Annotated in this window: 23 protein-coding genes; 7 read left to right on the top strand and 16 right to left on the bottom strand. The window is 45.0% G+C overall.

Translation table 11 applies throughout. The features are described from left to right. The first annotated feature begins 67 nt into the window (after window positions 1-67). The 5 genes from ACY8D0_RS12330 to ACY8D0_RS12310 all read left to right on the top strand — a co-directional run bounded on the left by ACY8D0_RS12330 (window position 68) and on the right by ACY8D0_RS12310 (window position 4,633). On the top strand, window positions 68-1,246 hold the full coding sequence (locus ACY8D0_RS12330) for an ABC transporter substrate-binding protein (protein WP_462410800.1): 1,179 nt from the start codon (window positions 68-70) through the stop codon (window positions 1,244-1,246). A gap of 82 nt (window positions 1,247-1,328) precedes the next feature. Then, window positions 1,329-2,207: a branched-chain amino acid ABC transporter permease gene (locus ACY8D0_RS12325; protein WP_462410799.1), complete on the top strand. Its 879-nt coding sequence runs from the start codon at window positions 1,329-1,331 to the stop codon at window positions 2,205-2,207. Between the two features lie 9 nt (window positions 2,208-2,216). Further along, window positions 2,217-3,152: a branched-chain amino acid ABC transporter permease gene (locus tag ACY8D0_RS12320; RefSeq protein ID WP_462410798.1), complete on the top strand. Its 936-nt coding sequence runs from the start codon at window positions 2,217-2,219 to the stop codon at window positions 3,150-3,152. 1 nt (window position 3,153) lies between these two features. Beyond that, window positions 3,154-3,933 carry an ABC transporter ATP-binding protein gene (locus tag ACY8D0_RS12315; RefSeq protein ID WP_462410797.1) on the top strand — a complete coding sequence of 260 codons (780 nt, stop codon included), beginning with the start codon at window positions 3,154-3,156 and terminating at the stop codon, window positions 3,931-3,933. Then, on the top strand, window positions 3,926-4,633 hold the full coding sequence (locus tag ACY8D0_RS12310) for an ABC transporter ATP-binding protein (protein ID WP_462411353.1): 708 nt from the start codon (window positions 3,926-3,928) through the stop codon (window positions 4,631-4,633). Before ACY8D0_RS12315 ends, ACY8D0_RS12310 begins: the two co-directional genes overlap by 8 nt. A 184-nt stretch (window positions 4,634-4,817) precedes the next feature. Here ACY8D0_RS12310 and ACY8D0_RS12305 read toward each other — a convergent pair whose 3' ends face one another. Then, window positions 4,818-5,537, bottom strand: a complete 720-nt coding sequence (locus ACY8D0_RS12305; RefSeq protein WP_462410796.1) for an SDR family oxidoreductase — start codon at window positions 5,535-5,537, stop codon at window positions 4,818-4,820. Between the two features lie 360 nt (window positions 5,538-5,897). Here ACY8D0_RS12305 and ACY8D0_RS12300 point away from each other — a divergent pair, with 360 nt between their 5' ends. Next, the gene (locus ACY8D0_RS12300) at window positions 5,898-7,001 is read left to right on the top strand and encodes a glycerol dehydrogenase (RefSeq protein ID WP_462410795.1); all 1,104 of its coding nucleotides are present in this window, start codon (window positions 5,898-5,900) and stop codon (window positions 6,999-7,001) included. Between the two features lie 200 nt (window positions 7,002-7,201). Here the strand turns inward: ACY8D0_RS12300 and ACY8D0_RS12295 are convergent, their stop codons facing one another. After that, on the bottom strand, window positions 7,202-7,888 hold the full coding sequence (locus ACY8D0_RS12295) for a YjjG family noncanonical pyrimidine nucleotidase (RefSeq protein ID WP_462410794.1): 687 nt from the start codon (window positions 7,886-7,888) through the stop codon (window positions 7,202-7,204). A gap of 234 nt (window positions 7,889-8,122) precedes the next feature. Here ACY8D0_RS12295 and ACY8D0_RS12290 point away from each other — a divergent pair, with 234 nt between their 5' ends. Further along, window positions 8,123-9,034: a reverse transcriptase-like protein gene (locus ACY8D0_RS12290; protein WP_462411352.1), complete on the top strand. Its 912-nt coding sequence runs from the start codon at window positions 8,123-8,125 to the stop codon at window positions 9,032-9,034. A gap of 251 nt (window positions 9,035-9,285) precedes the next feature. On the opposite strand, the gene ACY8D0_RS12285 is transcribed toward ACY8D0_RS12290, so the two are convergent. The 14 genes from ACY8D0_RS12285 to ACY8D0_RS12220 all read right to left on the bottom strand — a co-directional run bounded on the left by ACY8D0_RS12285 (window position 9,286) and on the right by ACY8D0_RS12220 (window position 26,226). Beyond that, window positions 9,286-10,827 carry an AbgT family transporter gene (locus tag ACY8D0_RS12285; protein WP_462410793.1) on the bottom strand — a complete coding sequence of 514 codons (1,542 nt, stop codon included), beginning with the start codon at window positions 10,825-10,827 and terminating at the stop codon, window positions 9,286-9,288. 50 nt (window positions 10,828-10,877) lie between these two features. Beyond that, window positions 10,878-12,236, bottom strand: a complete 1,359-nt coding sequence (locus ACY8D0_RS12280; RefSeq protein WP_462410792.1) for a M20/M25/M40 family metallo-hydrolase — start codon at window positions 12,234-12,236, stop codon at window positions 10,878-10,880. Between the two features lie 123 nt (window positions 12,237-12,359). After that, on the bottom strand, window positions 12,360-13,271 hold the full coding sequence (locus ACY8D0_RS12275) for a DMT family transporter (protein ID WP_462410791.1): 912 nt from the start codon (window positions 13,269-13,271) through the stop codon (window positions 12,360-12,362). Then, a complete protein-coding gene (locus ACY8D0_RS12270; RefSeq protein ID WP_462410790.1) occupies window positions 13,264-13,662 on the bottom strand; it encodes a MerR family transcriptional regulator in 399 nt (132 codons plus the stop codon). The genes ACY8D0_RS12275 and ACY8D0_RS12270 overlap by 8 nt, the downstream gene beginning before the upstream one ends. A 176-nt stretch (window positions 13,663-13,838) precedes the next feature. Beyond that, the gene (glpX, locus tag ACY8D0_RS12265) at window positions 13,839-14,804 is read right to left on the bottom strand and encodes a class II fructose-bisphosphatase (protein WP_462410789.1); all 966 of its coding nucleotides are present in this window, start codon (window positions 14,802-14,804) and stop codon (window positions 13,839-13,841) included. A 189-nt stretch (window positions 14,805-14,993) separates the two neighbouring features. Continuing rightward, window positions 14,994-18,164 (bottom strand): efflux RND transporter permease subunit, encoded by a 3,171-nt coding sequence (locus ACY8D0_RS12260; protein ID WP_462410788.1) that lies wholly within the window; start codon window positions 18,162-18,164, stop codon window positions 14,994-14,996. 255 nt (window positions 18,165-18,419) lie between these two features. Further along, window positions 18,420-19,175, bottom strand: coding sequence for an amino acid ABC transporter ATP-binding protein (locus ACY8D0_RS12255; protein ID WP_462410787.1), 756 nt, complete (start codon window positions 19,173-19,175; stop codon window positions 18,420-18,422). 22 nt (window positions 19,176-19,197) lie between these two features. Beyond that, window positions 19,198-19,911 (bottom strand): amino acid ABC transporter permease, encoded by a 714-nt coding sequence (locus ACY8D0_RS12250; RefSeq protein ID WP_462410786.1) that lies wholly within the window; start codon window positions 19,909-19,911, stop codon window positions 19,198-19,200. 12 nt (window positions 19,912-19,923) lie between these two features. Beyond that, window positions 19,924-20,631, bottom strand: coding sequence for an amino acid ABC transporter permease (locus ACY8D0_RS12245; RefSeq protein ID WP_462410785.1), 708 nt, complete (start codon window positions 20,629-20,631; stop codon window positions 19,924-19,926). A gap of 21 nt (window positions 20,632-20,652) precedes the next feature. After that, window positions 20,653-21,525 carry a transporter substrate-binding domain-containing protein gene (locus tag ACY8D0_RS12240; protein ID WP_462410784.1) on the bottom strand — a complete coding sequence of 291 codons (873 nt, stop codon included), beginning with the start codon at window positions 21,523-21,525 and terminating at the stop codon, window positions 20,653-20,655. After that, window positions 21,515-22,696, bottom strand: a complete 1,182-nt coding sequence (locus ACY8D0_RS12235) for an acyl-CoA dehydrogenase family protein (RefSeq protein WP_462410783.1) — start codon at window positions 22,694-22,696, stop codon at window positions 21,515-21,517. Before ACY8D0_RS12235 ends, ACY8D0_RS12240 begins: the two co-directional genes overlap by 11 nt. Window positions 22,697-22,998: 302 nt before the next feature. Further along, window positions 22,999-24,147 (bottom strand): MGDG synthase family glycosyltransferase, encoded by a 1,149-nt coding sequence (locus tag ACY8D0_RS12230; RefSeq protein WP_462410782.1) that lies wholly within the window; start codon window positions 24,145-24,147, stop codon window positions 22,999-23,001. A 93-nt stretch (window positions 24,148-24,240) separates the two neighbouring features. Then, window positions 24,241-25,623 (bottom strand): MFS transporter, encoded by a 1,383-nt coding sequence (locus ACY8D0_RS12225; RefSeq protein WP_462410781.1) that lies wholly within the window; start codon window positions 25,621-25,623, stop codon window positions 24,241-24,243. 177 nt (window positions 25,624-25,800) lie between these two features. Next, window positions 25,801-26,226 (bottom strand): GtrA family protein, encoded by a 426-nt coding sequence (locus tag ACY8D0_RS12220; RefSeq protein ID WP_462410780.1) that lies wholly within the window; start codon window positions 26,224-26,226, stop codon window positions 25,801-25,803. Between the last annotated feature and the right edge of the window lie 8 nt (window positions 26,227-26,234).

The following is a 26,234-nucleotide window of genomic DNA, read 5'->3' as shown; positions in this document are numbered from 1 at the left end:
TTGGCTGACTAACATTCGGATGATAATGTCAGAAAAATTAAAAAACTTCTTTAGGGGGAGCAATTAGATGAAGAAAATCAGTAAAGTGGTCATGGCTTCAGCTTTAGTCGCTGGAATCCTTGCTGGCTGTTCCGGAGCGAACGCCACCTCAGGCAGTGGAAGCAGCTCAAACACAATCAAACTTGGAGTAAACTTGGAGCTTTCAGGAAACGTCGCTTCCTATGGCGAATCCTTGGATAAAGGAATCGAAATGGCTATTAAAGAAATCAACAAGGATGGCGGGGTTGATGGCAAAAAAATTGATGTCGTAAAAGTCGATAATAAATCAGATGCATCTGAAGCGACAAACGGGATCATAAAATTAACCAGCCAGGACAAAGTCACTGCCGTGATTGGTGCGGCAACAAGCGGAAACACCGTTGCTCAAGCACAAGTCGCCAATGATACAAAGACGGTTTTATTAACACCTAGCGGTACTAGCCCAACCGTTACTGTAGATGAAAAAGGCAAAGTACGTCCATTCGTGTTCCGGACCTCTTTCATCGACCCATTCCAGGGCACAGTCGCAGCTAACTTTGCTTTAGACACCTTAAAGGTAAAAGATGCCGCAATCTTTGCCGACAGTTCCAGCGATTATGCTAAAGGCCTTTCTGAATCATTCAAGAAAACCTTTGAAAAAGCGGGCGGCAAAATCGTGGCCGACGAAGCGTATGTGGCGAAGGATACCGACTTCCGTGCGACATTGACACGCATCAAGGCAAAGAATCCATCGTTCATCTTCATTCCAGGTTACTATGAAGAAGTCGGCTTAATCGTCAAACAAGCTCGTGAATTAGGCATCGATGTTCCATTAGTTGGTGCAGACGGCTGGGATTCTCCAAAACTTGTAGAATTAGCCGGAGCCGATGCGTTAAATAACACCTACATCATCAACCACTACTCATCTGAAGACCCAGATGAAAAAGTGCAAAAGTTTGTGACAGCCTTTAAAGAAGCAAACGGCGGCGAAGCACCAAACGCCTTCAACGCGCTCGGCTATGACACAGTATACTTCTTGGCCGATGCCATCAAGCGTGCCGGAAGCACAGATTCAAGCAAAATCCAGGAAGCTTTAGCCAAAACAAAAGATTTATCACTCATAACAGGTGTACTAACCATTGACAAAAATCACCATCCTGTCAAAACAGCCATTGTCTTGGAATACCAAGACGGCAAGCAAGTGTTCAAAACGAAAGTGAACCCTTAAAACACACAGCTGGTAAAATGGAAGGGATTTTCCTTCCATTTTACTTTATATGAAAAAACTACCGTAAAAAGGAGCAAAACGCATGGAGTGGTTACAGCAGCTAATCAACGGAATTTCACTCGGCAGCATCTATGCCTTAATCGCATTAGGCTACACGATGGTATATGGAATTATTAAACTGATTAACTTTGCGCACGGTGACGTCTTTATGGTCGGTGCCTTCATCGGGTTTTATGCGATTAAGGGATGGGGATTAAGCTTCTTCCCGGCACTTGTATTATCCATGGTTGTCTGTGCCGTGTTTGGAGTATTGATTGAACGGATCGCCTACAAGCGGCTTCGGAATGCTACGAGAATCGCCGCATTGATTACAGCCATCGGAATGTCATTGTTCATTGAATACGGAACCATTTATATTCGCGGGGCACAGCCTGAGGCCTATCCAACAGGGGTTCTTCCAAGCAAATCCATCAATCTGTTCGGCGCCCACATCAACAGTCAGGCCCTGTTCATCTTATTGGTATCCGTAGTACTTATGATTATTTTGCAATTTGTTGTTAAACGTACCAAAATGGGCAAGGCGATGCGCGCCGTTTCCCATGACATGGAAGCCGCCCGGTTAATGGGCATTAACGTCGACCAAACGATTTCGTTTACGTTTGCGCTAGGCTCCGCGTTAGCTGGAGCAGCCGGGGTTATCTTTGGTATATACTATACAAAAATTGATCCGCTCATGGGCGTCATCCCTGGATTAAAGGCCTTCGTCGCCGCTGTTCTTGGCGGCATCGGCAGTATTCCCGGCGCCACGGTCGGAGGCATTATTCTTGGGGTCGTGGAATCAATTGTCAGTGCGATGGGCTTTTCCTTATGGAGAGACGCCGCCGCGTTTCTCATCCTGATTTTGATTTTAATTTTCAAACCATCTGGCATCTTTGGAAAAAATACAAGAGAGAAAGTGTAGGTGAGTGCTATGAAAAAACCAAAACAATTCGTACTATTTCTTGTACTTGCCCTTGTTGTATATGGAGTCATTCAATACCTCATCCAGACGGGTATGCTGAATCCTTTCTATAGTAATTTGATTATTTCAATAGCCATCAATGTAATCTTGGCGGTCAGTCTCCATTTAGTCATCGGAATCACCGGACAGTTTTCCATTGGCCATGCCGGGTTCCTTGCGGTTGGCGCCTATGTTTCCGCCATCTTTACGATGCAGTTGGAAATGCCTTTTGTGGTGGCGCTCGTGGCAGGCGGCGCGGTTGCCGCACTGGCGGGTCTTCTTGTCGGGATTCCTACTTTGCGGCTCCGGGGCGACTATTTGGCAATTGCCACCCTTGGTTTTGCTGAGATTATCCGGATTGCTTTTTTAAACATCGATTATGTCGGCGGTGCTTCCGGAATGCAGGTTTCGCACCTTACGACTTGGACGTCTGCCTTTGCATGCTTATTCATTACGATTCTAGTGATTTCAAACTTTACCAACTCGAGACACGGCCGTGCTTGTATCTCGATTCGGGAAAATGAAATTGCCGCTGACGCCATGGGAATCAACACGACTTTTTACAAAGTTGCCGCCTTTGCGTTAGGCTCTTTCTTCGCAGGAATTGCTGGCGGATTGTACTCCCATAATTTCTATATCATTCAGCCAACCAACTTTGGCTTTTTAAAATCATTTGATATCTTAATCTTTGTTGTTCTTGGCGGGCTTGGAAGTCTTTCAGGCGCCGTGATTAGCGCCGTGTTATTGACCGTCATTTCCACGTTCTTAGGTGAATTCCCGGAAACACGGATGATTATCTATAGTGTCGTGTTGATGGTTGTCATGCTGTATCGTCCTCAAGGGCTGATGGGCACTCGCGAAATCACAGATCTATTTAAGCGCACCACCGCGAAAGGGGGTAACTAGGATGGCATTATTGCAGGTAAAAAATGCCGGAATCCAGTTTGGCGGATTGAAGGCCGTTTCCGGTTTTAATATGGAAATCCACCAAGGAGAACTTGTTGGATTGATTGGGCCGAACGGCGCCGGGAAAACGACCAGCTTCAACCTGTTAACCGGGGTCTATACCCCAACGGAGGGCGAGATTACTTTTGATGGCAAACGCCTGAACGGTCTTGCCCCCTACCAGGTTACCCGCCGCGGCATCAGCCGGACCTTTCAAAACATCCGGCTTTTCGGTGAATTGTCGGTGTTGGATAACGTAAAGGTGGCCTACCACTCACTGGCGAAAAATTCCATATTGAGCTCAATTCTTCGCCTCCCCCGTCATTTTTCCGAGGAAAAAATCATGGAGGAAAAGTCACTCGAGTTTTTAAAAATATTTAACTTGGACCAGTACAAAGACGAATTGGCGAAAAATTTGCCTTACGGCCAGCAGCGGCGATTAGAAATTGCCCGCGCCTTGGCAGCAGGTCCAAAATTGTTATTACTGGACGAACCGGCGGCCGGCATGAATCCTCAGGAAACGCATGAATTGATGGAACTCATTGCGTTTATTAGAAAGCAATTTGGATTGACCATCCTGTTAATCGAACATGATATGCAGCTCGTGATGGGAATTTGCGAACGGATATATGTATTGGACCATGGCCAGCTGATCGCTGAAGGGACACCAGAAGCGATTCGCAGCAATCCAAAGGTCATTGAGGCTTACTTAGGTGAGGAGGTCACGGGTGACCATGCTTAAAGTCAACGATATTAATGTGTTTTACGGAAATATTCATGCATTAAAAGGGGTTACGTTAGAGGTGAAAGAAGGGGAAATCGTCACATTAATTGGGGCGAATGGAGCCGGAAAAAGCACGCTGCTCAAGACGTTGTCAGGACTGCTGAAGCCAAAATCAGGAAATATTGAATATATGGGGAAGGCAATTTCAGGCAAGGTGCCGCAATCGATTGTAAAAGCCGGCATCTCCCACGTGCCAGAAGGACGCCGTGTTTTTTCGAACATGTCGGTAGAAGAAAATCTAGAATTAGGAGCCTTCACAAGAAAAAACTCGCGTGAGGTACGCGAGGATTTGGCGAAGGTATATGAGCTCTTCCCAAGATTACTGGAGCGCCGCAAGCAGCTTTCCGGCACGCTCTCTGGCGGTGAACAGCAAATGCTGGCCATGGGCAGGGCCATCATGGCCAGGCCAAAGCTTTTGCTTTTGGACGAACCCTCCATGGGGCTGGCCCCTCTCATGGTGAAACAGATCTTCAATATCATTGAACAAATCAACAAAGCTGGCACCACCGTCCTGCTCGTTGAACAAAACGCCAACATGGCCCTGTCTGTTGCTGACCGCGCTTACGTCATCGAAACCGGCCGCATCGGCCTGAGCGGCACCGCTGCCGAACTACAGGCCAGCGAAGACATCAAAAACGCCTACCTCGGTGGAGCCTAATTAAGCGGAATAAAGCGGGGCTTATCCCCCATCTAAGTAACGCGTTAAAGTACCGGGGGCCTGTCCCCCACTGCAGTAACGCTTTACTGCAGTGGGGGACAGGCCCCATTTTATTGTTCTTGTATGGTGTGGTTGGGTTTGTTGTTATACTGAAGTGTTTGAACCAGATTCTCTCCTTGTCCCTTTACCAGCGCCTCTCGTTTCCCAAGTAATCTAAAAATTTAGCTTGACGTTCACTGCTAGCTTCATAGTTTGAAATAACTTGTATAACATAACTTGCCGCTTGTTCCGGTGTAAGGTCGGCTGCTTCATCCAATTTTCCCTGCATATAGGATTGGATCCAGCCAGGGTGAAGCGTCAGCACACGCCCGCCACGTTCAGCAAGCTGATTATGCAGCAAATTGGACTGCATGTTAAGCGCCGCCTTCGACATTGTGTAAGCAAATTGATTCACCCGCCTGCAATCCTGAATGCTCCCTGCCTCGGAAGAAATATTGACAACCAACTTGCTGTCACTGTTTAAAACCAGCGGAATCAAAGCATTAGCCATCCGCAACGGACCTAAAGCATTCGTATTATAAACCTTCAGCATCTCATCGAAATCAAGCCGGTCGAACAAGGTAGATTGAATCTCCCCCAAGATTGCAGCATTGTTAATCAGCCAATCAATTTTTTCTGTTTTGCTAAAAATGAACTCTTTAGCCCTCTGCACACTTTGATCATCGGAAACATCCAGCTCCACACACTCCAGCATCCCTGGGTATTGGCCCCTTAGCTGAGTCAACTCAGGAGTTTCCTTTGTCCGGGCACCTGTCCATACGAAGCAGCCATTTTTTAAGAATTGTTCAACCATAGCTAAGCCCAACCCTCTGCTTGCTCCCGTTACAAAAATGACTTTCCCCATCCTCATTCCTCCCAACTTGTTTCAATTGTTAATCCAAAGAAGGGATCACTAGAAGATTGAAATTGCGGCATGGCAGCTCTTTAAAATCCCTCTTGAACTTAAAAAATATTAAAAAATGAAAAAGCTTTTTTGAAGTTAAACAATACCACATAGGACATCTGAACATACGGAAAACTTGCCCCTAAATTGAGGATAAATCCATGATACCATAAAATGTATCTTTTACCTCCAGGAGAGAAAGGAGTTTCACTGTTTAAGAATTTTGAACCTTTTATGACAGTCTGCAAACATCCATTTAATAAAATTTTCCAGTGCTATAATGGAATTGGTAGTTCAAATCGGTGAAAGGGGAAGATTATTATGTCAGTCATTATATTTCAATCACCAAGTAAGTACATTCAAGGCAAAGGTGTGTTAAAAAGCATTGGGCATTATCTAAGCGAAATGGGCCAAAAACCACTGCTTCTTTCGGATGGGATTGTTTGGAACATTACGGGAGAAACCATAACTGCCAGTCTAACCGAGGAAAAACTCAATTATCACTATGTACCATTTAATGGTGAAGCATCCCTCCAGGAAATACAGCGTGTAGTCGAAATTGGAAAATCCCATAATGCCGATGTGGTCGTCGGGATTGGAGGAGGAAAGACCCTTGATACCGCCAAAGCCATTGCAGACGGCCTGAATGTAAAAGTAGTGATTGTTCCCAGCACAGCATCCACTGACGCCCCGACAAGCGCTTTAGCCGTTATTTATTCGGAGTCAGGCGAATTTGAATCCTATAAATTTTATAAGAAAAATCCCGACCTTGTTCTGGTCGATACAGCCGTTGTTGCAAAAGCCCCTGCCAGATTCCTGGCTTCCGGCATAGCCGATGCCATGGCGACATGGGTGGAGGTACGAGCCACAATCAATAGTGACAGCACCACCATGGCTGGAGGGAAAGTAAGCATTGCCGCCAAAGCCATAGCCCAGGCATGTGAGGAAACTTTATTCAAATACGGCCTTCCTGCCTACCAAGCTGTACAAAAAGGCCTGGTAACTAAGCAAGTGGAGGCGGTGGTAGAAGCCAACACACTACTATCGGGCATCGGCTTTGAAAGCGGCGGATTAGCTGCCGCACATGCCATCCATAATGGATTTACCGTCCTTGACGGCGACATCCATCACTTAACCCATGGAGAAAAAGTTGCCTACGGGACACTGGTTCAATTAGTGTTAGAACTGCATCCACATCATGAAATCATGAAATATATTGATTTTTACCGTCAATTAGGGCTTCCAACCACGTTGAGGGAATTACATTTGGAAGACGCCAGCTATGACGATCTTGTGAAAGTAGGCATAGCCGCTACCAAAGAGGGAGAAACCATGAGCAACCAGTCACCGGAGATTACAGCCGATGATGTAGCGAATGCCATTATTGCCGTGGATCAACTATCAAGAAGCCTCGTGATTGCTTAGGCATAAGAACACACTAGCTTGTCGCCTTGGATGATATATATCTTTTCTGAATTAGAAACACGAATGGAGCGAGTCCCCCACTCTGGTAATGCGTTAATACGTTGGGGGCCTGTCCCCCGCCTAAGTAACGCGTTAAAGTACCGGGGGCCTGTCCCCCACTGCAGTAAAGCGTTACTGCAGTGGGGGACAGGCCCCATTCTTTATTTTAGGATGCTGTACAGTTCTTCTAGTTCTTTTATTTCGTAGGTTGGTGTGATGTTGGTTGGGTTGAGCTTTTGTTCTGGGTTATACCAGCAGGTGTCGATGCCGGCGAGGTATCCGCCTTTGATGTCTGAGTTAAAGGTGTCGCCGATGATGAGTGTTTCTTCCAATAGGATATTTGGAATTTTGGCGAAGACGAAGTCAAAGTATGGCTTCATTGGCTTTTGAAAACCGACGGTCTCCGATACGAAAATATCCTTGAAAAATGGGTATAGTCCAGAAGCTCGCAGGCGTTTATCCTGAGTTGTGGCTACGCCGTTTGTCACGATATATAAGTCATGTCCGCTTTGCAGTTTGGTGATTAACTCCAGGGCGCCTTCCACCAGCTGATGGCCCAGATCCAGATAGGAACGGTACCGCTTTTCTAGAAACTCCCCATCTACCTCTTTCCCATATTCCTGAAATAAAAGCGAAAATCGAGTATTCACCACTTCATCACGGTCGATTTTTCCTTCTTCAAAGGACTTCCAGAGCCCCTGATTGATCTGCATATAGCTCTGTTCCATTTCAGATGTTAATGAAATCTTTTGTTCTTCAAAAAGCGATCTCAATGCTTCTCTTTCAGCCGCACTAAAATCCAACAGGGTATTATCAACATCGAACAATAACGTTTTGTACCGTTTCAAGAGTAGCACCTCTTCCATCTTTTTAGGTATGCTAGAATACTAACCTTTTTAAGGTTACGCCAATAACATAGGAGGGTCAAGACATTAAAATTTTCTAGTTCCGTTTGCATAAATCTACTAACTATTAACACTATCGGCAAAAAATTGGTAAAATAAATGGGATAGATGGATTCGGCAGAAGTGTGAACGCGTCTTTCTACCATATTAATCATGCAGGTGAGAACTTTGAATAAAATGACCCTACCGAACCCCACAGTTACCTTACTGTTAAAAGACGAGTTGCGAGCAAAATTAAAACTCACGAAGGCTGAAATAAATGCTTGCCTGAATGACGGCATGCCTCATTACCTGATTGGAACCCAATATCGATTTCTGGAATCCGAAGTCGTAAAATGGCTGGAAACCTATTCCCCCTCCCAAGAGAGACTAGAAAAGGATTTTCGTGATAAAAAAGGCAGGACATTACAAGAATATGTCTCACAAGAAACGATTCTCCAAACACTAAGAATCACAAAGGAGCATTTAGCACCTCTTCTAAAAAAAGGAATGCCTTTTGAGCAGGTGGGAGAAAAGAAATTTTTTCATATACAGGATATCTTGGACCATTACCGGAAAGGTACTAAAACCGCTGCAAAAGAACCTCAACCTAGGAGTTCAAAGGAAAAATTCTTAATGCCACTTTGCAAGAATGTCTCAAGAGAAGTTCCCTTTGTCATCATGGATGGTTCGTACAATTTTAACAAAGGCCAAGCGGGAACCGGCCTGGTGCTTGTTGAAAACAGGGATATCGTAACCGGCATATCCAACCTCCGGAACATCCAAACTGCCAAACCGAATATATGTGAATACCTGGCCCTGCTGGATGCCCTTATTCTCATCAAGAAGAACAACTTCACCAAAGCAATGGTCATAACAGACCAGGAGTCATGGACCAAAGCAATCTCCTTCAACAGCAAGTCGTACGAAGAAAACGTAAAACCCTACATAAAAGAACTCCATGAGTTATGGGAGCCGTTAAAAGATAAGGTAACCATTAAATTTGTCGGCCAAATGAGCCACGGCAATCAAAATCCGTTATACAAAAAGGCACATGACCTCAGCAGAACTTATAAAAAAACCACGATCAAAGACTTGGATTTCAAGTGAACAATAATTCAAAAACTTACGGACCGTACACAGCGTATGGTGGACTGCAGTATGGATGGAAGGCACAACAAGCTAATACAAGCTTGTTGTGTTTTTTTACGCCGCAACCCTCAGTCTGTCCGCGAACATAACGAGGAAGCGGGAATTATATTATCCAAAGCGTCCAGTCTTTTGAATGTTTTTAAGTGCCAAATGAAAAGTGTCGAGGGGTCCTCCTCGACACTTTTTCATCGTGCATAATTTGAAGCACTTTATTCTAAGTACATCGTTACATTCGGCCCGACCGGAATATGAAACAAACCAAATACCAATAGCATCACAATCCATGCAATGAGGAAAGCGACGGTGTATGGAAACACTAACGCTATATGGGTCCCGAGCCCTGCCTTTTTGTCGTATTTAATCAGGAATCCCAGCATGACGGCGACAAACGGGTTCAGCGGCGTGATCATGTTGGTTACGGAATCAGCAATCCGGTAAGCCACTTGAATAAACGCCGGGTGAAAGCCCAACACCATGAACATCGGCACGAAAATCGGGGCCAAGAGCGACCAGAGGCCGACACCGCTAGTGACAAACAAACTCGACAGTGCAGTTACCAATACCAGCAGGATGACCGCCGGCATTCCCGACAAATGAGCTGACTTCAGTAGGTCCGCGCCATTGACCGCGGTAAACACGGTCAGGTTGCTCCATCCTAGATAGGCGATAAATTGCGCGATAAAAAACGCCAATACAATAAACCCTGATATATCCTTAATCGATTCCCCCATGATTTTTACCACATCATGGATTCCGGTTATTTTTTTCACCGTAATTCCATAGGCCAGTCCGACCACCAAAAAGAACAACAATAGAATGGTGTTGATGCCATCCATAAATGGGGACTCCATGATACTGCCGTTTTTCCCTCTTAATGGCGAATCCGGAATCAACAGGGCCAGCACGATAAGACCCCAAAAAAGAACAGTGGCAATCAAGGTATTCCGCAAGCCCTTCCCGATTAACGGATTCTTGGTTGTCTCATCGTCCAGTTCGACTTTGACGTCGCCCTGATAACTTCCCAGCCTTGGCTCCAGGATTTTTTCAGTCACAAACGCCCCAACAATGGTGAGCACAATCACGGATGCGCTCATAAAATACCAGTTGTCTACCGTTTTGACCACAACGCCTGGGTCAATGGCCTGGGCCGCATGGGTCGACAGGCCGCTTAAAGCGGCATCAAAGGAGGAGACTAATAGATTGGCCGTAAAGCCAATGCCGGTCCCGGCAATTCCGGCCGCCAAACCTGCAATTGGATTCCTGCCAAACAGGTGGAAGATCATGGCGGCCATGGGCGGTACAATAATATAAGCGGAATCCGCTGCGATATTGCTCATAATCCCGATAAACAATACGGAATAGGTAATCACGCCTTTTGGCGCTTTCACAAGAGTCCGTTTAATCGCTGCTTCAAACAGGCCTGATTTTTCTGCCAGTCCCACTCCAAGGGTAAATGTGATGACCAGCCCCAGTGGTTTAAACTCTACAAAATTGCTAATCATTGAGGTTAGCATAAATTGAATGCCTTCGGCGGAGAGCAGGCTTTTGACCGCCAGCTCCCCCTTCTGTCCAGGCACCGCTACGGTTATGCCTATTTTATTGAGTATCCAGGAAACCAACACCACAAAAACCGTTAAATAGAGAAAAATCAATACTGGGTGGGGCAGCCGGTTGCCGGCGCGTTCTACACCATTTAATAACGACAAATATTTCGGACGTTTCGAAGATACATCTTGTTGAATTTGACTCATTACTAAAATCCTGCCTTTCTCTGCTCAAACTAAGCTCTGCTTCTCTAGTCTTAATACTTGGCCAATTCTCCAAGGGCATGAATCACATGACAGATGGACTTCATGCCGTTAAAAAAATAATCGATGCGAATGTTTTCATTCGGGGAATGATTCCTTTGGTCAAAATTGGCATAAGGGACAATGATTGACGGTGCCCCTAAAATTTTGGTCCAAACATAATCCGGGAGCGACCCGGCAAGGCTCGGCTGGATTAGCGGTTCCTGGCCATGGGCTTGTCCGACCGCTTCCGTCACGACCCTGATGACCTCAAGGTCGGCCGGCGTCCTCGACGGAAGCATTGAACCCATGTAGTTGACTTCCATGTCAGGGGCGTGCCTCTGGACATGCCGGCAAAGTTTGTCGTAGATATCCATCGGGTCTTGGTCGACGACCAGACGAATATCCATCTTCAACACCGCTTCAGCCGGGATGATGGTCTTCACCCCCTCCCCAGCATAGCCGCTTTGGATTCCGCAGATGTTAAAGGTCGGTTCCATGGTCAGCTTGCGGTAATATGCTTCGCCGTCCATCTCAAGAGAGGTAAAGCCAATCTTCTCTCCGATATTTTCCGCGTCATAGGGTAAAGCGCGAAGCAGCTCCATGTCCCGCCCAGAAGGCTGGCGAATATGATCGTAAAATCCGTCAATCAACACGCGCCCGTCTTGATCGCGCATCGTCTGCAATAAGTCGATCAGCTTCCAGACCGGATTGGGAACAATATTGCCAGTGTTGCCTGAATGATTATCCCAGCCGGCTCCTTTCGCTTTTAATTCCACCGCCAGCATCCCCCTTACCCCAAGCAGGATCAGCGGCAGGCCGCTGTTATGGGAAGAGCCGTCGGCCGTGTAGACAAGGTCCGCCCGCAATAGCTCTTTGTGCTCCTCTACAAAGGAAGCCAGATGGACGCTGCCGATTTCCTCTTCCCCTTCAAACACAAACTTGACATTGATCGGCAGGTCGCCGAACATATCCAAGTACGTTTTAATTCCGAGAAGCTGGGCCATCAGCTGCCCTTTATTGTCCCCAGCGCCGCGGGCATACACTCTGCCATCGCGGACGGCCGGTTCAAATGGCGGCGATATCCATTCCTCTAGGGGTTCAGGCGGCTGGACATCATAATGCCCATAGAGAAGGAGGGTAAAGGCATTCTCCGGTTTGATGAGTTCCCCATAGACAACCGGATGTCCCTCCGTCTCGATTAATCGGGTATCAATGCCGATTTCCTCCATCATCTGCTGGACCAGCCCGGCGCATTCCCTGATGCCCACATTCTGCGTGCTAATGCTTTTGTGCCGCAGCAGCCTAAACAGCTGCTCCAAATACTCTTCTTTTCTCTTATTCATCAACTCTTCTAGCTTTTCTAATCTCATTACAGCTCCAACCCTTTGTTATTTTTATATAATTTAAATTATTTTAATAATACTACGATAATAGAATTTTGAGAAGGATGAGGCTGTTTGATGGGATGCGGTGAATCAGCAGCGCCATTCACATCATACCTGATGGGTCGAGAGGTTACGACTCCGTTTCATTTTTAAAAAGCCAGTTGAAACCAGTACCCCTGTGATAACCAGTACCGTCCCCAACAGTTGGGAAATGGAGACCGGTGTTCCTGTGAGGACAGACAAAATCATGGTGACGACCGGAACCAAGTTAAAGAATAACGAGGTCTTGCTTGCCCCTATCCTTTCCATCCCTTTGTTCCACCATAAATAACCCAATACCGATGTGAAAACGGCCATAAATAAAATCGCGCCCCAGGCCGCTAAGGGTACTGACGGAAGAGGTTCAGTTCCCGGCAGGAAAACGGATAAGCCGACAAGGCATGCAGCACCGACCATCATCGTGTAGGTAGTCGTCTCCATAGATGAACTCCCTTTTAAGTACTTCCTGCCCAATACCCCATACAAAGCCCAGCATACATTGCCCAGCAGCACAAGGAAGTCACCCTTAGATAGCGAGAGAGTTTTAATGACTTCCCACGATCCATGGGTTAAAACCAATACAACACCTATTAAACCGAATACAATCCCCATCACTTGCCTTTTTGTTAAAGGGTTCCCGAGAATGAAATAAGCCAAAATGGAGGTCAGCAACGGATTGGCCGCCATAATTAAGGCCCCATTTAGGGGTGAGGTAGATTTCATTCCAATAAAGAAGAATGCGTTAAACCCAAAAATGCCGATGACCCCTAAAATGGAGTACAACGCTCCATACTTTCGTATCATGCTCCATCTGATATTTTTCCGTATTCCTAAAACTAATACCATCACCACGGCAGCAATTCCAAATCTCCATGCCGCCGCACTGGCTGCTGAGAAATATTCAACTGAGAATTTCGCCAAATTAAAAGTTGCACCCGTAAAAACTGCAAACCCCAGTAACATCGCATATATTTTACCCATCCTTTTCGTCCCCCTCTAACATTTCTTGATAAATGGACAGTTTCTCTTCCGTGAGCTTAATCACCATTTCGATTTCTTCCTTTTGTGTTTTTAACGAATGTAAATGCCTTTGTAATATATCAATCCGTTTTTGCACCTTTGGACTTTTTTCATCCCTTGGCTCCTGATTTTCTAAAATGCATCCATCGACTAAAAATTGTTGGATATTCTCTAGAGACATTCCCGTATTTTTGAGAACCTTCATAAATTGGAGCAGCCGGATATCCCCTTCGGAATACAGGCGTTTCCCACTGCTTCGATCCGGTTTGGAAAATAATCCGATTTTTTCATAGTATCTTAAAGTATGAGCGGAAAATCCCGTTACCTTTGATACCTCCGAAATACTAAACATGAACATCGCCTCCCTTTTATTTACATGCTATTACTTTGAGTTAGCTCTAAGTCAAGCGAAAATGAAAATTTTTTTCTATAAAAAAACCTCAAGGCTGTCAAAAGCCCCGAGGTACTCACATTCATTCTGATATTTACTTGAAGTAATCCTGCACTTTTCTGACAATCGGCTTCATTTTAATAAAAAGTCGAATCCACATACTGGAAGCAGTTGGCTGCTCCACCGATGGTAAACAGGGAATGGGTTTTTAGCGCTCCATTTTGGGCCCTGACGCCTTTTAATAGGGTGCCTCCGGTTATGCCGGTGGCGACAAAAAAACAGTCGTCACTTTTGACAATGTCGTCTAGGGTTAACGGCTTTTCAGGGTCCGTGATTCCCATTTTGAGGCAGCGGGTATACTCCTCCTCATTCTGTGGAATTAGTTTACCTTGGAAGTCCCCACCCAAGCACTTTAAGGCAGTTGCGGAGATGACTCCCTCCGGTGCGCCGCCCGTTCCCACTAACATATCAACGTCGATGTCATCAATAGCGGTGGCAATTGCTCCCGTTATATCCACATCAGAAAATAACTTCACGCTGGCGCCAGCTTCAATGACTTCATGGATTAACACCTCGTGACGGGGACGGTCCTGAATCATGATATTTAAATCCGTGATCTCTTTTCCCAGTGCTTCGGCCACGGCTCTCATATTTTCCGTTAAGGATTTCTCGATATCAATGCAGCCTTTTGCTTTTGGACCCACAGCTATTTTTTTCATATACATATCGGGGGCGTGCAGCAGGCTTCCCCGTTCCCCGACCGCAATAACCGCAAGCGAGTTGGCCTGTCCATGCGCCATTAAGGTGGTCCCCTCTACAGGGTCTACCGCGATATCCACATGGGGGCCGTTTCCGGTTCCAAGCACCTCATTAATGTAGAGCATCGGGGCTTCATCCATTTCCCCTTCGCCTATCACAATCCTGCCGTACATATGAATCCCGTTCATCGCCTCCCGCATGGCTGTTGTTCCAGCCCGGTCAGCCTCTATCTTATTATTTCTGCCAATCCACGGTTGAGAGGCAATGGCTGCTTTTTGAGAGACAGCCAAAAAATCCATCAATAAGCCAGGTGTGCAAACCCTGGATTTTTTTAGCATAGTCATAGACTCCTTAATTCTAGATATGTTCTGACAAAAACCAAAAACTATTATATCTTAAAAGGAATGCCGGACGACGTCGGTTATGTGTCAAATTTCAGGCATCTTTTGAATAGAGTTTCAGGCAAGCGGATCAACTTTTTCGCACAAAAAACCTCAGGGATGTATGGCCCCGAGGTTTTTTGCCGATTTTTCCTAGTATTTGCTTGAAGCGATAATGGTGTCTTCCTTGATGGAGGCAACAGAACCGGCCCCGCGCTTCCCTTTGGCTGCCTTGCTGGTTTTCCTCTTTGCGATTTTGGTCTTGATGGTTTTCATGATGTGGTAGGTGGTTGGCACGATGACTAATGTTAATAACGTCGATGTGGTTAGTCCTGAGATGACCACGATGGCGAGAGAGCGGGAAATGAGTCCGCCTTCGCTGGAAAGCGCCAAGGGCAGTAACGCACCAATCGTTGCCAATGCCGTCATCAGGATCGGGCGAAGCCGTGTTTTTCCTGCATCGATCAGGGCAGCCTTCAACTCCATGCCTTTTCCTTCATTTTGCTTCACACGGTCCATTAACACAATCGCGTTGGTCACGACGATTCCAATTAACATCAAGAACCCTACTAGAGCCGGCATCCCCAGCGCCTGCTTCGTCACGAACAATCCCAGTAAGCCTCCCGAGAATAAAAACGGCAGCGATGACAGGATGGCAACAGGCATCATCATGTTTCCGAATGCGATTAGCATCACGATAAATACGAGTACAACGGCTACGGCCATGGCAATCATCATATTGGTAAACCCTTCATTCATTGCTTGCGCCTGGCCTTCAGAATGGTAGGTGATCCCTTCCGGCAAATCCAGCTCTTTCATCCGTTTATCCACTTCCGCCTGCACTCCTGAACTATTGTCGGTGGTGATGCGTCCGCTAATCTGCACATAAGCTTGCTGGTTTAACCGATATAAAGCGGAAGGGCTTGGCGCTTTTTTCAAGCTCGCCACTTCTGAAAGGAGGACTTGCTGACCCATGGCGTTGGTCATGCTCTGGCTCATGATTTCATCAATCGAATTTAATGGTTCGCTGTTCAAGGTTAAATGGATACCGGTCGTTTTTCCGTCCACTTGCATGTTGGCGACATTGTCACCGGATATCAGTTCTCTGACAAACCCGGCCACCATAATCGGGCTTAGCCCTTTTTCAACCGCCTTTTCATCATGGATATCCAGCTGCAGCTGCTCTTTGACACCGGAAAGGTTGGATTCCACATTTTCCAAGCCCTCAATGCCCTGAAGCTTTTCGGTGATCATGTTGCCCGCTTTCTCCAAGTCATTGGCATTTCCGCCTTCCACCATTAACGCGAGGCCGCTGGTTCCGACAATCCCGACTGGGGCAAGTGCCACCTGCATATCGCTGTCCAGTTTTTCCGATTGGTCCCTGACCCGTTTTTCAAAAGCTTCCGTTTGCTGCTTGGTGGTGTCATCCTTCAGGTCAATGGAAAAACGAATGTATTCGCCGCTTGCAATCGTTTGAATATATTTGACCTGTTTCTCCTGTTTTAAAATTTGCTCCATTTCCACAGCCAACTGGTTTGATTTTTCCAAAGATGTTCCGGCCGGCAGTTCCCCGGTTAGCCGGTAGGATACCGCTTTTTCCTGCGGCAAAAAGTTCTGTGGAATCATCGGAACCAAGACAAGCGATCCGGCAAACATGAGGATGGCTAACACAAGGGTGATGGCTCTTCTTTTTAACGCCCAAGACAGAGTTGATTTATACGCTTTTTCAAAAATCGTTTCTTTTTCCTCTTTCGGTTTAATCCGCAGCAAGAACAGTTTCGCCAACAACGGCACGACGGTTAACGAGACAATTAACGAAAACGCCAGCGCCACGATGACGGTGATGCCAAACGGGGCAAAGAACTTACCGATGATCCCCGGCACAAACGACAATGGTCCGAATACGGCGATTGTTGTAAGGGTGGACGAAGTAATCGCTCCTCCCACTTCTTTAGCTGCCGTCAGAACCAGTTTTTCATCCCGGTTCGGGCTCGTTAATGTCCGGCGATAAACGTTTTCGATGACAACGATTGAGTCATCGATGACCCGCCCCACGGCTACGGCAATCCCGGCCAGTGTCATCATGTTCAAGCTGTAGCCGAAATACTTCAAGGTAATCATCGAGGCTAAAATGGATAAGGGAATCGACAGGACCGCGACGATGGTGGCCCGGATATTACGCAGGAACACGAATGTCACGATGACTGCGAACAAGGTGCCCAACAACACTTCCCGCAACATACTATCCACTGACGATTTAACTTCTTTCGATGTATCGTAAAGTTTGGTTAAGGTGTAGCCTTCGGGAAGATTCAATTCATCCAATTTTTTCTTTGCTTCGCTTACTAATTGCACGGCATTAGAACCGGCTTGGGCCTTCATTTCCACAAGAACGGCTGGCTTTTCGTTTAACCTTGTATAGACGGTTTCGTTTTTATTGCCATAGGTAATGTCGGCAACGTCCGACAGTTTCACTTTTTGGATACCGGTTGGCGCCGGTGATAATATTTGAACGTTTTTTACATCCTCAACAGAATCCAGTTTAAAGTCAGCTTGCACATTGAATGTTTTATCATCCACATTGACCTGCCCGGCCGGAAATGAAAAATGGTTGGCTGACAATGTTTGCTTGACTGCTTCATATGTGATGCCATGCTGCAGCATTTTTTCAGGGTCCAGCTTAATCGCGACTTCCTTTTCCGTTTCACCCGAAATATCAATGCCTCCGGCCCCGTCGATGCCAGTCAGTGCCGGCTTGATCTTCTCGTTGATATATTGGGTCAGGTCCGATTGATTGGCGGTTTCCGAGACAAGCGCAAATGTGAAGACCGGCATCGCTGAAGGACCGTCCTTTAGGATATCCGGTTTCTCCGCTCCTTCCGGCAGCTTCATGGAGGAAACCGCTGTGGTCACATCTTTTTCCGCTTCATCCATATCCTTGCTCATTTCGAACTCGAGAATAGCCACGACCACATTGCTGTGGGCTTCGATGTACAAATTATCGAGCTTCTTTAGTCCCGATAAGGTTTGTTCCAACGGCTTGCCGATATCCTCGAGTCCTTGTTCAGGTGTCGCCCCTATATACGGAACCTGTACAACCATATAGGGAATGTCGACATTCGGCATTGATTCCATCTTCATCGTCCGTACCGAAAAAATCCCTCCCACGACCACCATGATCATCGCAATAAAAATAACGCCTGCATTCTTTAGTGAAAACTTAATCCATGACTGCATTTTTTCTACCCCTTTACTACTTATTTTTTTCTCCACCCGGTTCTTTACATTTAAGTCCAGTCGTTTTACTGAATTTGACTTTTTCATTATAGGTTTTCCAACCAATTTCCAACATCGGACGGTTACTGTAATCTTGACTACGACCACAGACCTAGAAAAATATCCCAACAAGACCTAGTATAAAGTTTGGAAATCATACCCAGTAGTGAAGAAGGTAATAAAGGAAGTCATGTATTGGCAGCGGAAAGTCATATAAAGGGCCCCCCGCTACAGCAACGCTTTAACGCAACGGGGGCCTGTCCCCCACTACTTTAAAGCAGTGGGGGACAGGCCCCTTTTTGTTCAAATATTATAAATGAAGTCCTCGGGTATGACCCGCTTTAAAAATTGCTTGGTTCTTTCTTCTTTTGGTCTGGAGAAGATTTCATGAGGGGTGTTTTCTTCTACTATGACTCCCCCGTCCATGAAGATGACTTTGTTTGCTACATCTTTGGCGAAAGACATTTCGTGGGTGACAACCAGCATGGTTGTTCCTTCTTTTGCGATTGTCTTCATAACGGCTAATACTTCCCCGACCAGTTCCGGATCGAGGGCTGATGTGGGCTCATCAAATAGAATAATATCGGGATTTAACGCAATGGCTCTAGCGATGCCTACCCGCTGCTGCTGGCCTCCAGACAACTGACTAGGGTAGGAGTCCAACTTATCTGACAAACCGACTTTCTCCAATGCCTGCTTCCCTATCGCATTAGCTTCCGCTTTTGGAACCTTTCTCCCAATAATAAGACCTTCTGTCACATTCTCTAACGCTGTTTTATTATTAAACAGATTATAATTCTGAAACACAAACGCGGTCTTTTGCCTGATTTGATGAATTTGTTTTTTGGAGGCAGATTTGAGGTTTACATCAATCTCTCCAAAAATCGCCTGCCCCTCATCCGCCCTCTCTAGAAAGTTGATGCACCGGAGCAAGGTCGTCTTCCCCGACCCGCTTGGGCCGAGAATGACTACCACATCCCCCTTATCAATTTTTAAATGTACTCCTTTTAAAATCTCATTGTTACCAAAGGATTTATGGATATTGTTAATCTCTAACATGATTTTGCCTCCAGTCCTGATTTCAGGCACCCGCTACTTTATACTTCCTCAGTCGTTTTTCATACAACTTAAATAGATATTCTACTAAGCTGCATAAAAGGAGGTAGACCAAAAAGATATCGATGTACGCTTCCACATAATTGTAGCCGACATTGGCTGCCACTTGGGCTCTTAACGTTATCTCCCGTAACGACAAAGCGTAGCCCAAAGAGGTAGCTTTAATGAGATTGACCGTTGCTGTACAAATATTAGGCAATGCAACCACTAATGTCTGTGGAATGATAATTCTCCGAAATGCCTGCACATTGTTCAAACCAACCGAATAGGCAGCTTCTAGCTGTCCTTTGCTTACCGTGCTAATCGCGGAACGAAATACCTCTATTAAAATAGCTGTCGTATTCAAGGAAAAAACAATGAATGCGTACCAAATTGGATTGATGTCATAGATGCTTGTTTTTACATGATATTTATCAAAGATAGGAGTCAGCAGCAAGGGAACACTGGTAAAGATAATAAAAATTTGAACAATGACTGGGGTCCCTCTCACAAAAGAAACATACACCCGCGCAAACTGACTGATGACGGGGATTCGATTAATCCGCGATAAGGCAAGCAAAAATCCCAAGGGCAGAGCAATGAGCAAAGAAACAACTGTAATAATCAGTGCTATAGGCACCCCAGATAATGCAACAAAAAAGGTATTCACTAAAAACTGATAATTCAAGCCGACCGACACTCTGTCACCCCCTTACGTTGTTTTGATTACTTGCTTGCCTTTACTGAATATTTTCTCCAGCACGGAGAAAAGCTGCTCTATTAAAATAGATAAAATCCAGTAAATAAGCGATAATCCAAGGTATATTTCTAGTGAATGAGAATTATAGTTATTGGATACAATAAGACTCGCCTTCCCCATAATATCTACCAGCCCAATGGTGTAAGCTAACGATCCCTCTTTCATCAATTCAAGGAAGCTGTTGCCGAAATTGGGTAAAGCTACGACAAACGCCTGAGGTAAAACAATTCTCCGGAATGCCTGTGCCGGGCTTAGCCCGACACTGACAGCCGCCTCAAATTGGCCTTTGTCTATTGCTTCATAAGCAGTGCGCATCACCTCTGACATCAATGCACCAAACTGAAGCGAAAAGGTAATGACCACAAAGACACCGGTGGGAAGAGTATTCATGTCTGTCCCAAAATTGCTGGCAATGGCCGGAAGTCCATAATAAACCAGAAATAACAGAACAATGGATGGTGTACATCTGATGATGGTGGTATAACCATTGGCGATTTTTTTCGCCACTTTACTCGGTCCCAATTTCATAGAGGCTAAAATAAATCCTAAAACCGTCCCAAACAAAACCGATAGCAAGGCTACCATAAAGGTTACCTTTAGAAATGGAATAAGCTGTGGAATGGCATTCCACATGTAGCTGACATCAAAATACTTTTGCATGTGCTGCCTCCATTTTTGTTATTACCTTTTTACAGTATCCAGTAATTTGAATAGATCATTATTATAGAATTTCACCATAATTTCGTTCGTCTTCTTTTCATCCTTTAATTTCTTTATCGCTTTGTCATAGGCATCGGCGAATTCTTGCTCTTTTTTGTTGAATAATGGCCAGGTTTTGACAACAGTAAACTCATTATAGACAACTTGATCGGCTAAATTATGATAAGGACCGTCCTTTGCCAGAACTTGCTTTTCATATGTTGCTCCTAAATAGATGCCCCCGTCTACGCGCCCTTCATTTACCCACTGAACAACATCTACTGAGAAGGCATCTCCGGCTTCCAGTTTGACTTTATTGTCAGGATTGGCTTTGTTATATTCATCTACAATCGTATATTGGGCATTGCTGGCCGCAATAGGAGCTAAAGAAAGCTTATTTTTAGCAAACTCAGCTAAATCCTTGATATCCTCATTATCCTTTTTCAACAATAAACCAACTCCGCTAAGACCGAGGAATTCTTTAGGAAAAATATAGCTTTTCGTTCTTTCTTCTGTGAACCAGGCATTTTTTACCCCGACTTGATATTTTCCCTGCTGCACTCCAACCAATAAGTCCTCACTTGTGGTTGGCACATATTCGAATTTATATTCTGGCAGCTCCTTATCAACCAATTTCATCACTTCAAGCTCATATCCAGTCGGATTTCCCTTTTCATCCACATATCCGATAGGTTTGCCTCCTTGATCAAATGCCACTTTTACGGTTCTAACCTCTTTTTTAGATTCTGCTGAGTCCGACTTTGAGCCAGATGAGGTGGTTGATCCGCATCCTGTGATAAGCGCTGCTAAAGCCACCCCTGTTGCTGTCACTTTTAAAAACCTACTAATTTTCATTGTTCTTTCCTCCCTTAGATTCATATTGTTGAATGGCGGTTTGAGCAATTTTTGAAATCGTTAAATCATCCATAGGTGGATTATGCAGTCCGGCCCGAACATCCCGGTAATAGCGCTGCAGGGGATTTGACAGCTGCAAGCTTTTGGCTCCCACTAGCCGCATCGCCTTATCAACCACTGTTATGGCTGAATTGGTCACGATATGTTTGGCAACAAGTGCTTCATTCGTAATGTTTTGAATACGTTCCTCATCCATGTAGGCTTCGGCAGCTCCATAAAGGGCAAATCTGGCTTTGTATAATTCCAAGTCCATCTCACCTAATAGTGTCTGCACATTTGGAAGCCCAGCAATGGTACCTTTGATACTATTGGGTGAATGGGTATTGGCAAAATGGAGCGCATAATCTCTGGCCGCCTGGGCGATTCCTAAATAGGCAGCAGGGATCAGCAAGCCCCATCCATTGAGTTTAAATCCAGTATTGTATTCAGGAATTTCGACTAAGTCTGACTCCTCCACGACCACATTTTTTAAAACTAAATCATGGCTGCCAGTACCACGCATCGCAATCACATGCCAATTTTCCTCAATCGAGAGGCCTTCTGCTTCTTTCGGAATGAGGAAAAAACCAATCGTTTCTTTTTCTTCTATCCAAGCAGAAGTTAGGAAGTAATCTAGTTCCGGTGAGCAGGTGGTATAACTCTTGCGTCCATTAATCACCCATTTACCATCTATGTACTTGGCACTGGTTCCCGGCCGGCCGCCGCGAATCGGGCTGCCTGTAGCCACCTCACTCACCGCCCGGTTAATGATGCTGCCGTTGTTCACTTCTTCTGCAAAAAAAGCTAATTTTTGCGGATCCCAATAGCGATTTTCAAACAATTCGCCTACCGTCATTAATGTCCAGCCAATCGATAGTGCTGTGCTGCCATCAAAACTTCCCAGCTTTTCTTGTAATAGAATCGCATCATAGAGAGAAAATCCTGAGCCGCCGAGTTCCTCTGGCAATGTAACTTTGGTGTACCCCAATTCTCGTAAAGCTTGAATATTCGCATGCGGGAAGCCTCCTTCTAGGTCAATCACCGCAGCTCGTTGTTTAAATGTATCTTCCAATGGGGACAGTCGTTCGATCCACTCACGTTGTTTGCTGTTTCGAATAAATAATTCCTGCATGCTGTTGCAGCCTCCTTAAAGCTTGAAATAGAAAAGACTTATAGACGGAGCCTTCCGTTTTCTAATAATCTAAAAATAATGTATTTTTTCAAAATTACAACTCTATTACATATCATAAACAAGACTAATCCTATCCGTCAACTAGGAATTATAAGATTTCAGGAAAAAATTACTATTCAATTAAATGGTATCAATTCTTGGAAAATCAATTAATTAGCGAGGGATTGTAAGGGGAGGGCATAAAAAGGGGCCTGTCCCCCACCATAGTAATGCTTTAACGCGGTGGGGGACAGGCCCCCACTCTAGTAAAGTGTTGAAGGGTTGGCCAATCCTTTTTTAACGGGAATGTATTCTTGTTTTTCGGCTGTGAGTAGGAATTTTAGGATGTTTTCTGATGCATTTTTGTTGATATAGTTTTTTTGGGATTGCATGATGGAAGTTAATTGCTGTCTATTATCGGCTGCTAGTCCTTCAATTATGGAGGTTAGGTGTTTAGTGTTTTGGCAATAAACTCCCAGATTATGCTGTTCGGCGAACCGTGGATTGTCTTTTTCTTGTCCGGGAAGGGCTCCTGTAATGACAATCGGCAAGTTCGTGGCGACAGCTTCGAACATGACATTCGGGCTGCCTCTCATAATCCCGATGTCTGCCTCTAGCATTAACTCCTGGATGTTCTTGACGAACCCGTAAATTTGCGCCCGTTCCCCAAACCGTCCTTTCAGGGAAGACTCCAGTTCGGTTTTCAGCATTTCATTTTTCCCTGCAATGATGCTTACGGTGCAATCGAAATGTTCAAGAAGTCCCTTGGCGATGCTGCTCATATTGCCGACACCTTCCCCACCGCTCATCATTAAAAACCGGAAGGCGGATTCTCTCTTCTCCCTATTTACGGTTTTGCTAAAGAATCTCTCGCGAACAGGAAAGCCCACCACTTGGATTCTTTCTTCCGGCACACCAAATTCGATACATTTCTCTTTGGCTTCCACCGTAGGGCTCAAGATAAAATCTGCCCTTGGGTCGGCCCATAACGGATAGATATTAACAAGGTCCGCAATCAGAGTGCCGAAAGGAATCTGATTTTTTTCCTTACGCAAGATGTTAATGACGGAACCATTGAAATTGGGATGAATGGATAAAATCAGATCAGGTTTTACTTCATCTAATAGAGTCAGTAAATTTTTTCTGATCATGGCTTCGATAAATTTGTCCACCAGCAAGGAATTCATGGCCGAAATATGCCAGATGGCGTTCCAAAGCTGGGCGGAAAATCGGGTAATCGGACCATAGGACTTACCGATTTTCAACAGTGCCGAACCTCCTAAAGAAAATCCATCCACTACATGGATATCAATGCTATCATTCACGCCAATTTTTTCATTCAAAGCTTCAGCGATACTCTTATGTCCATGGCCTGTATGGTCAGACGATATTACCAGAATTTTTTTAGTCATGGTATCAAGCCTTTCTTACTGCTATTTTTTAACTAGAAGAATGGATTCCAAGAATCAAGATTACTAGTGTTTCAACTATGGTCAACATCAAATCTATCCGGCTCTTTCCTTAAGAGTCCTTTTGACATGGTCGATATCTGTCATATTGCTTTTCCCCATTTTCAAGTAACAAAAAGCAGATGGGATAAGGAAGACCTGCAACAGGACCAATGTGACAATAAAGCTTAATGGTTCTTTGAATTGGGGAGAGAACATTCCCAAAAGTATGCCTACCCCCATGTTCCCAATCGTCCTTCCTAGACTGTTAAACAGATTAGCCACACTGAAGGCGATTCCCCGATGCTCGGGCAGATTCACATTAGTAATTAAGGCCAGCCAATTCGGTGTATTGGCCGATTGGGCAGCCGATGCAGCAAAGGCTAATAAAAACGAGACCAGCATCCAAGGATTCACGATATTCTGTTTTAAAATCGCCATGAGCATAACCAGCGGATTTTTAGTAACAGGTAACATAAGACCGTCCATAGGAAGAAAGAAAAAAATCATGTATAAGGGCATAGTCAGGATGACGAAAAAGGCGGTCAAATTGGCCCTTCCTTTTCCATTCTTCCTTTGTGCCTTGTCCCCAAGCTGGCCAAACCATGCAGACGTCATGCCGCCAAGCTGGAATAAGGCGAAAAAAATCCCAGACGCCATAACCGCGGTTTCCATCTTATAACCCTGCTGGATCATCTTATAGACATATAGACTTGGAATCCAAATCATACTGCCAGTAGTAATATTAAAAAAGAAAGCCTGGAAAAATAAATATAGATTGCTGCCTTTTAACAGTAGCTTTTTTACTTGATTGGCTTCAATTTTAAAATGATAAACGCCATTCGTTTGGAGCTCTGGGTCAGCAGCCCCTCTAGCTGGCTCGTCCACAAACAGGATCAGAAGGATGAGAAACAGCCCGATAAAGCCCACTGTTTCAAACGACCAACGCCAGCTGTGGCTTGCCCCCGTTAAGGACACCATCCCTGCCCCGATAATCCCCCCCAAACCTTGGGCCATTCCCCATAAGCTCAAAACCAGCCCCCGTTTATGATAGGGAATGCAATCGGTCAAGACACTGAACCCAATGGATGCCAAGCAGCCCAAACCCAGCCCTGTCATCATTTGAAACCACAAAAGCTGTAAATAACTTTCACTGATGGAGGTTAAAAAGATTGAGACGACCCATATAACCGTACCGATCACGATGAGGATTTTCCGTTTGAATTTTCCTGAAAGATATCCCCAAACAATCGAAGACAGTGCCGTCACCAGGATATTCGCACCCGAAATAAAACCAAGTTTTGAAAAATCTATTTTTAAATCATCTGCAATGTATTGAAATAAAGGCGGAAATAAACCTATGATAATATGCTCAAAAGCAGCCAAAATAATAAAAACAAATAAGGTATATAATGTTTTGAAACACAGGTTTTTTTTCAACTGTTAGAGTTCTCCTTTAACTTAATCCTGCAGGAATATCATAGTCTTCAGCCCTTAACATCTGATTAATGAAAGATTAAAAGTTTATTAAATTCCTTCGGAAACCTAAAGGACCCAGAACAAAAAGGGCCCTGGTATGCAATTTCCACGGCCCTTAGTATGTCAACATATAATGATCTAATAATTTTCCCATTCTACCGCATTCCTTTTTGGAAAGACAAAGAACTTTTGCCCCCAATAATTTAACACGGTATACAAGCCGGTTCCCGTAAGGACGGATAAATCGGTTATTACATTCAAAGGGAGAAAATCGTTATGGTGCAGCACCCAGAGAACGATATACTTTCCTAAATCATAAGAAACAAAGTAACAAGCCAAAATCACAATGATGAACCGAAACGCACTCTTAGGGACCGGATTTTCACTATGAAACGTAAAACTCTTATTTAAAAAGAAACTGACACATGCACCAACGGAATTGCCAAGGAACGTGGACAGCCAATAGGAAAAGCCTGCAGCATGCAAAAGAAGGTACATGATCGACAACCCCACGATTGTATTTAAGATTCCTACCATAATAAACCGGATAAAAGAATTTTTCATACGGGCTC

It is taken from the genome of Neobacillus camarae (assembly GCF_054950115.1).
Note: the sequence above shows the minus strand (reverse complement) of the source record. Positions and strands in the feature narration are given on the sequence as shown.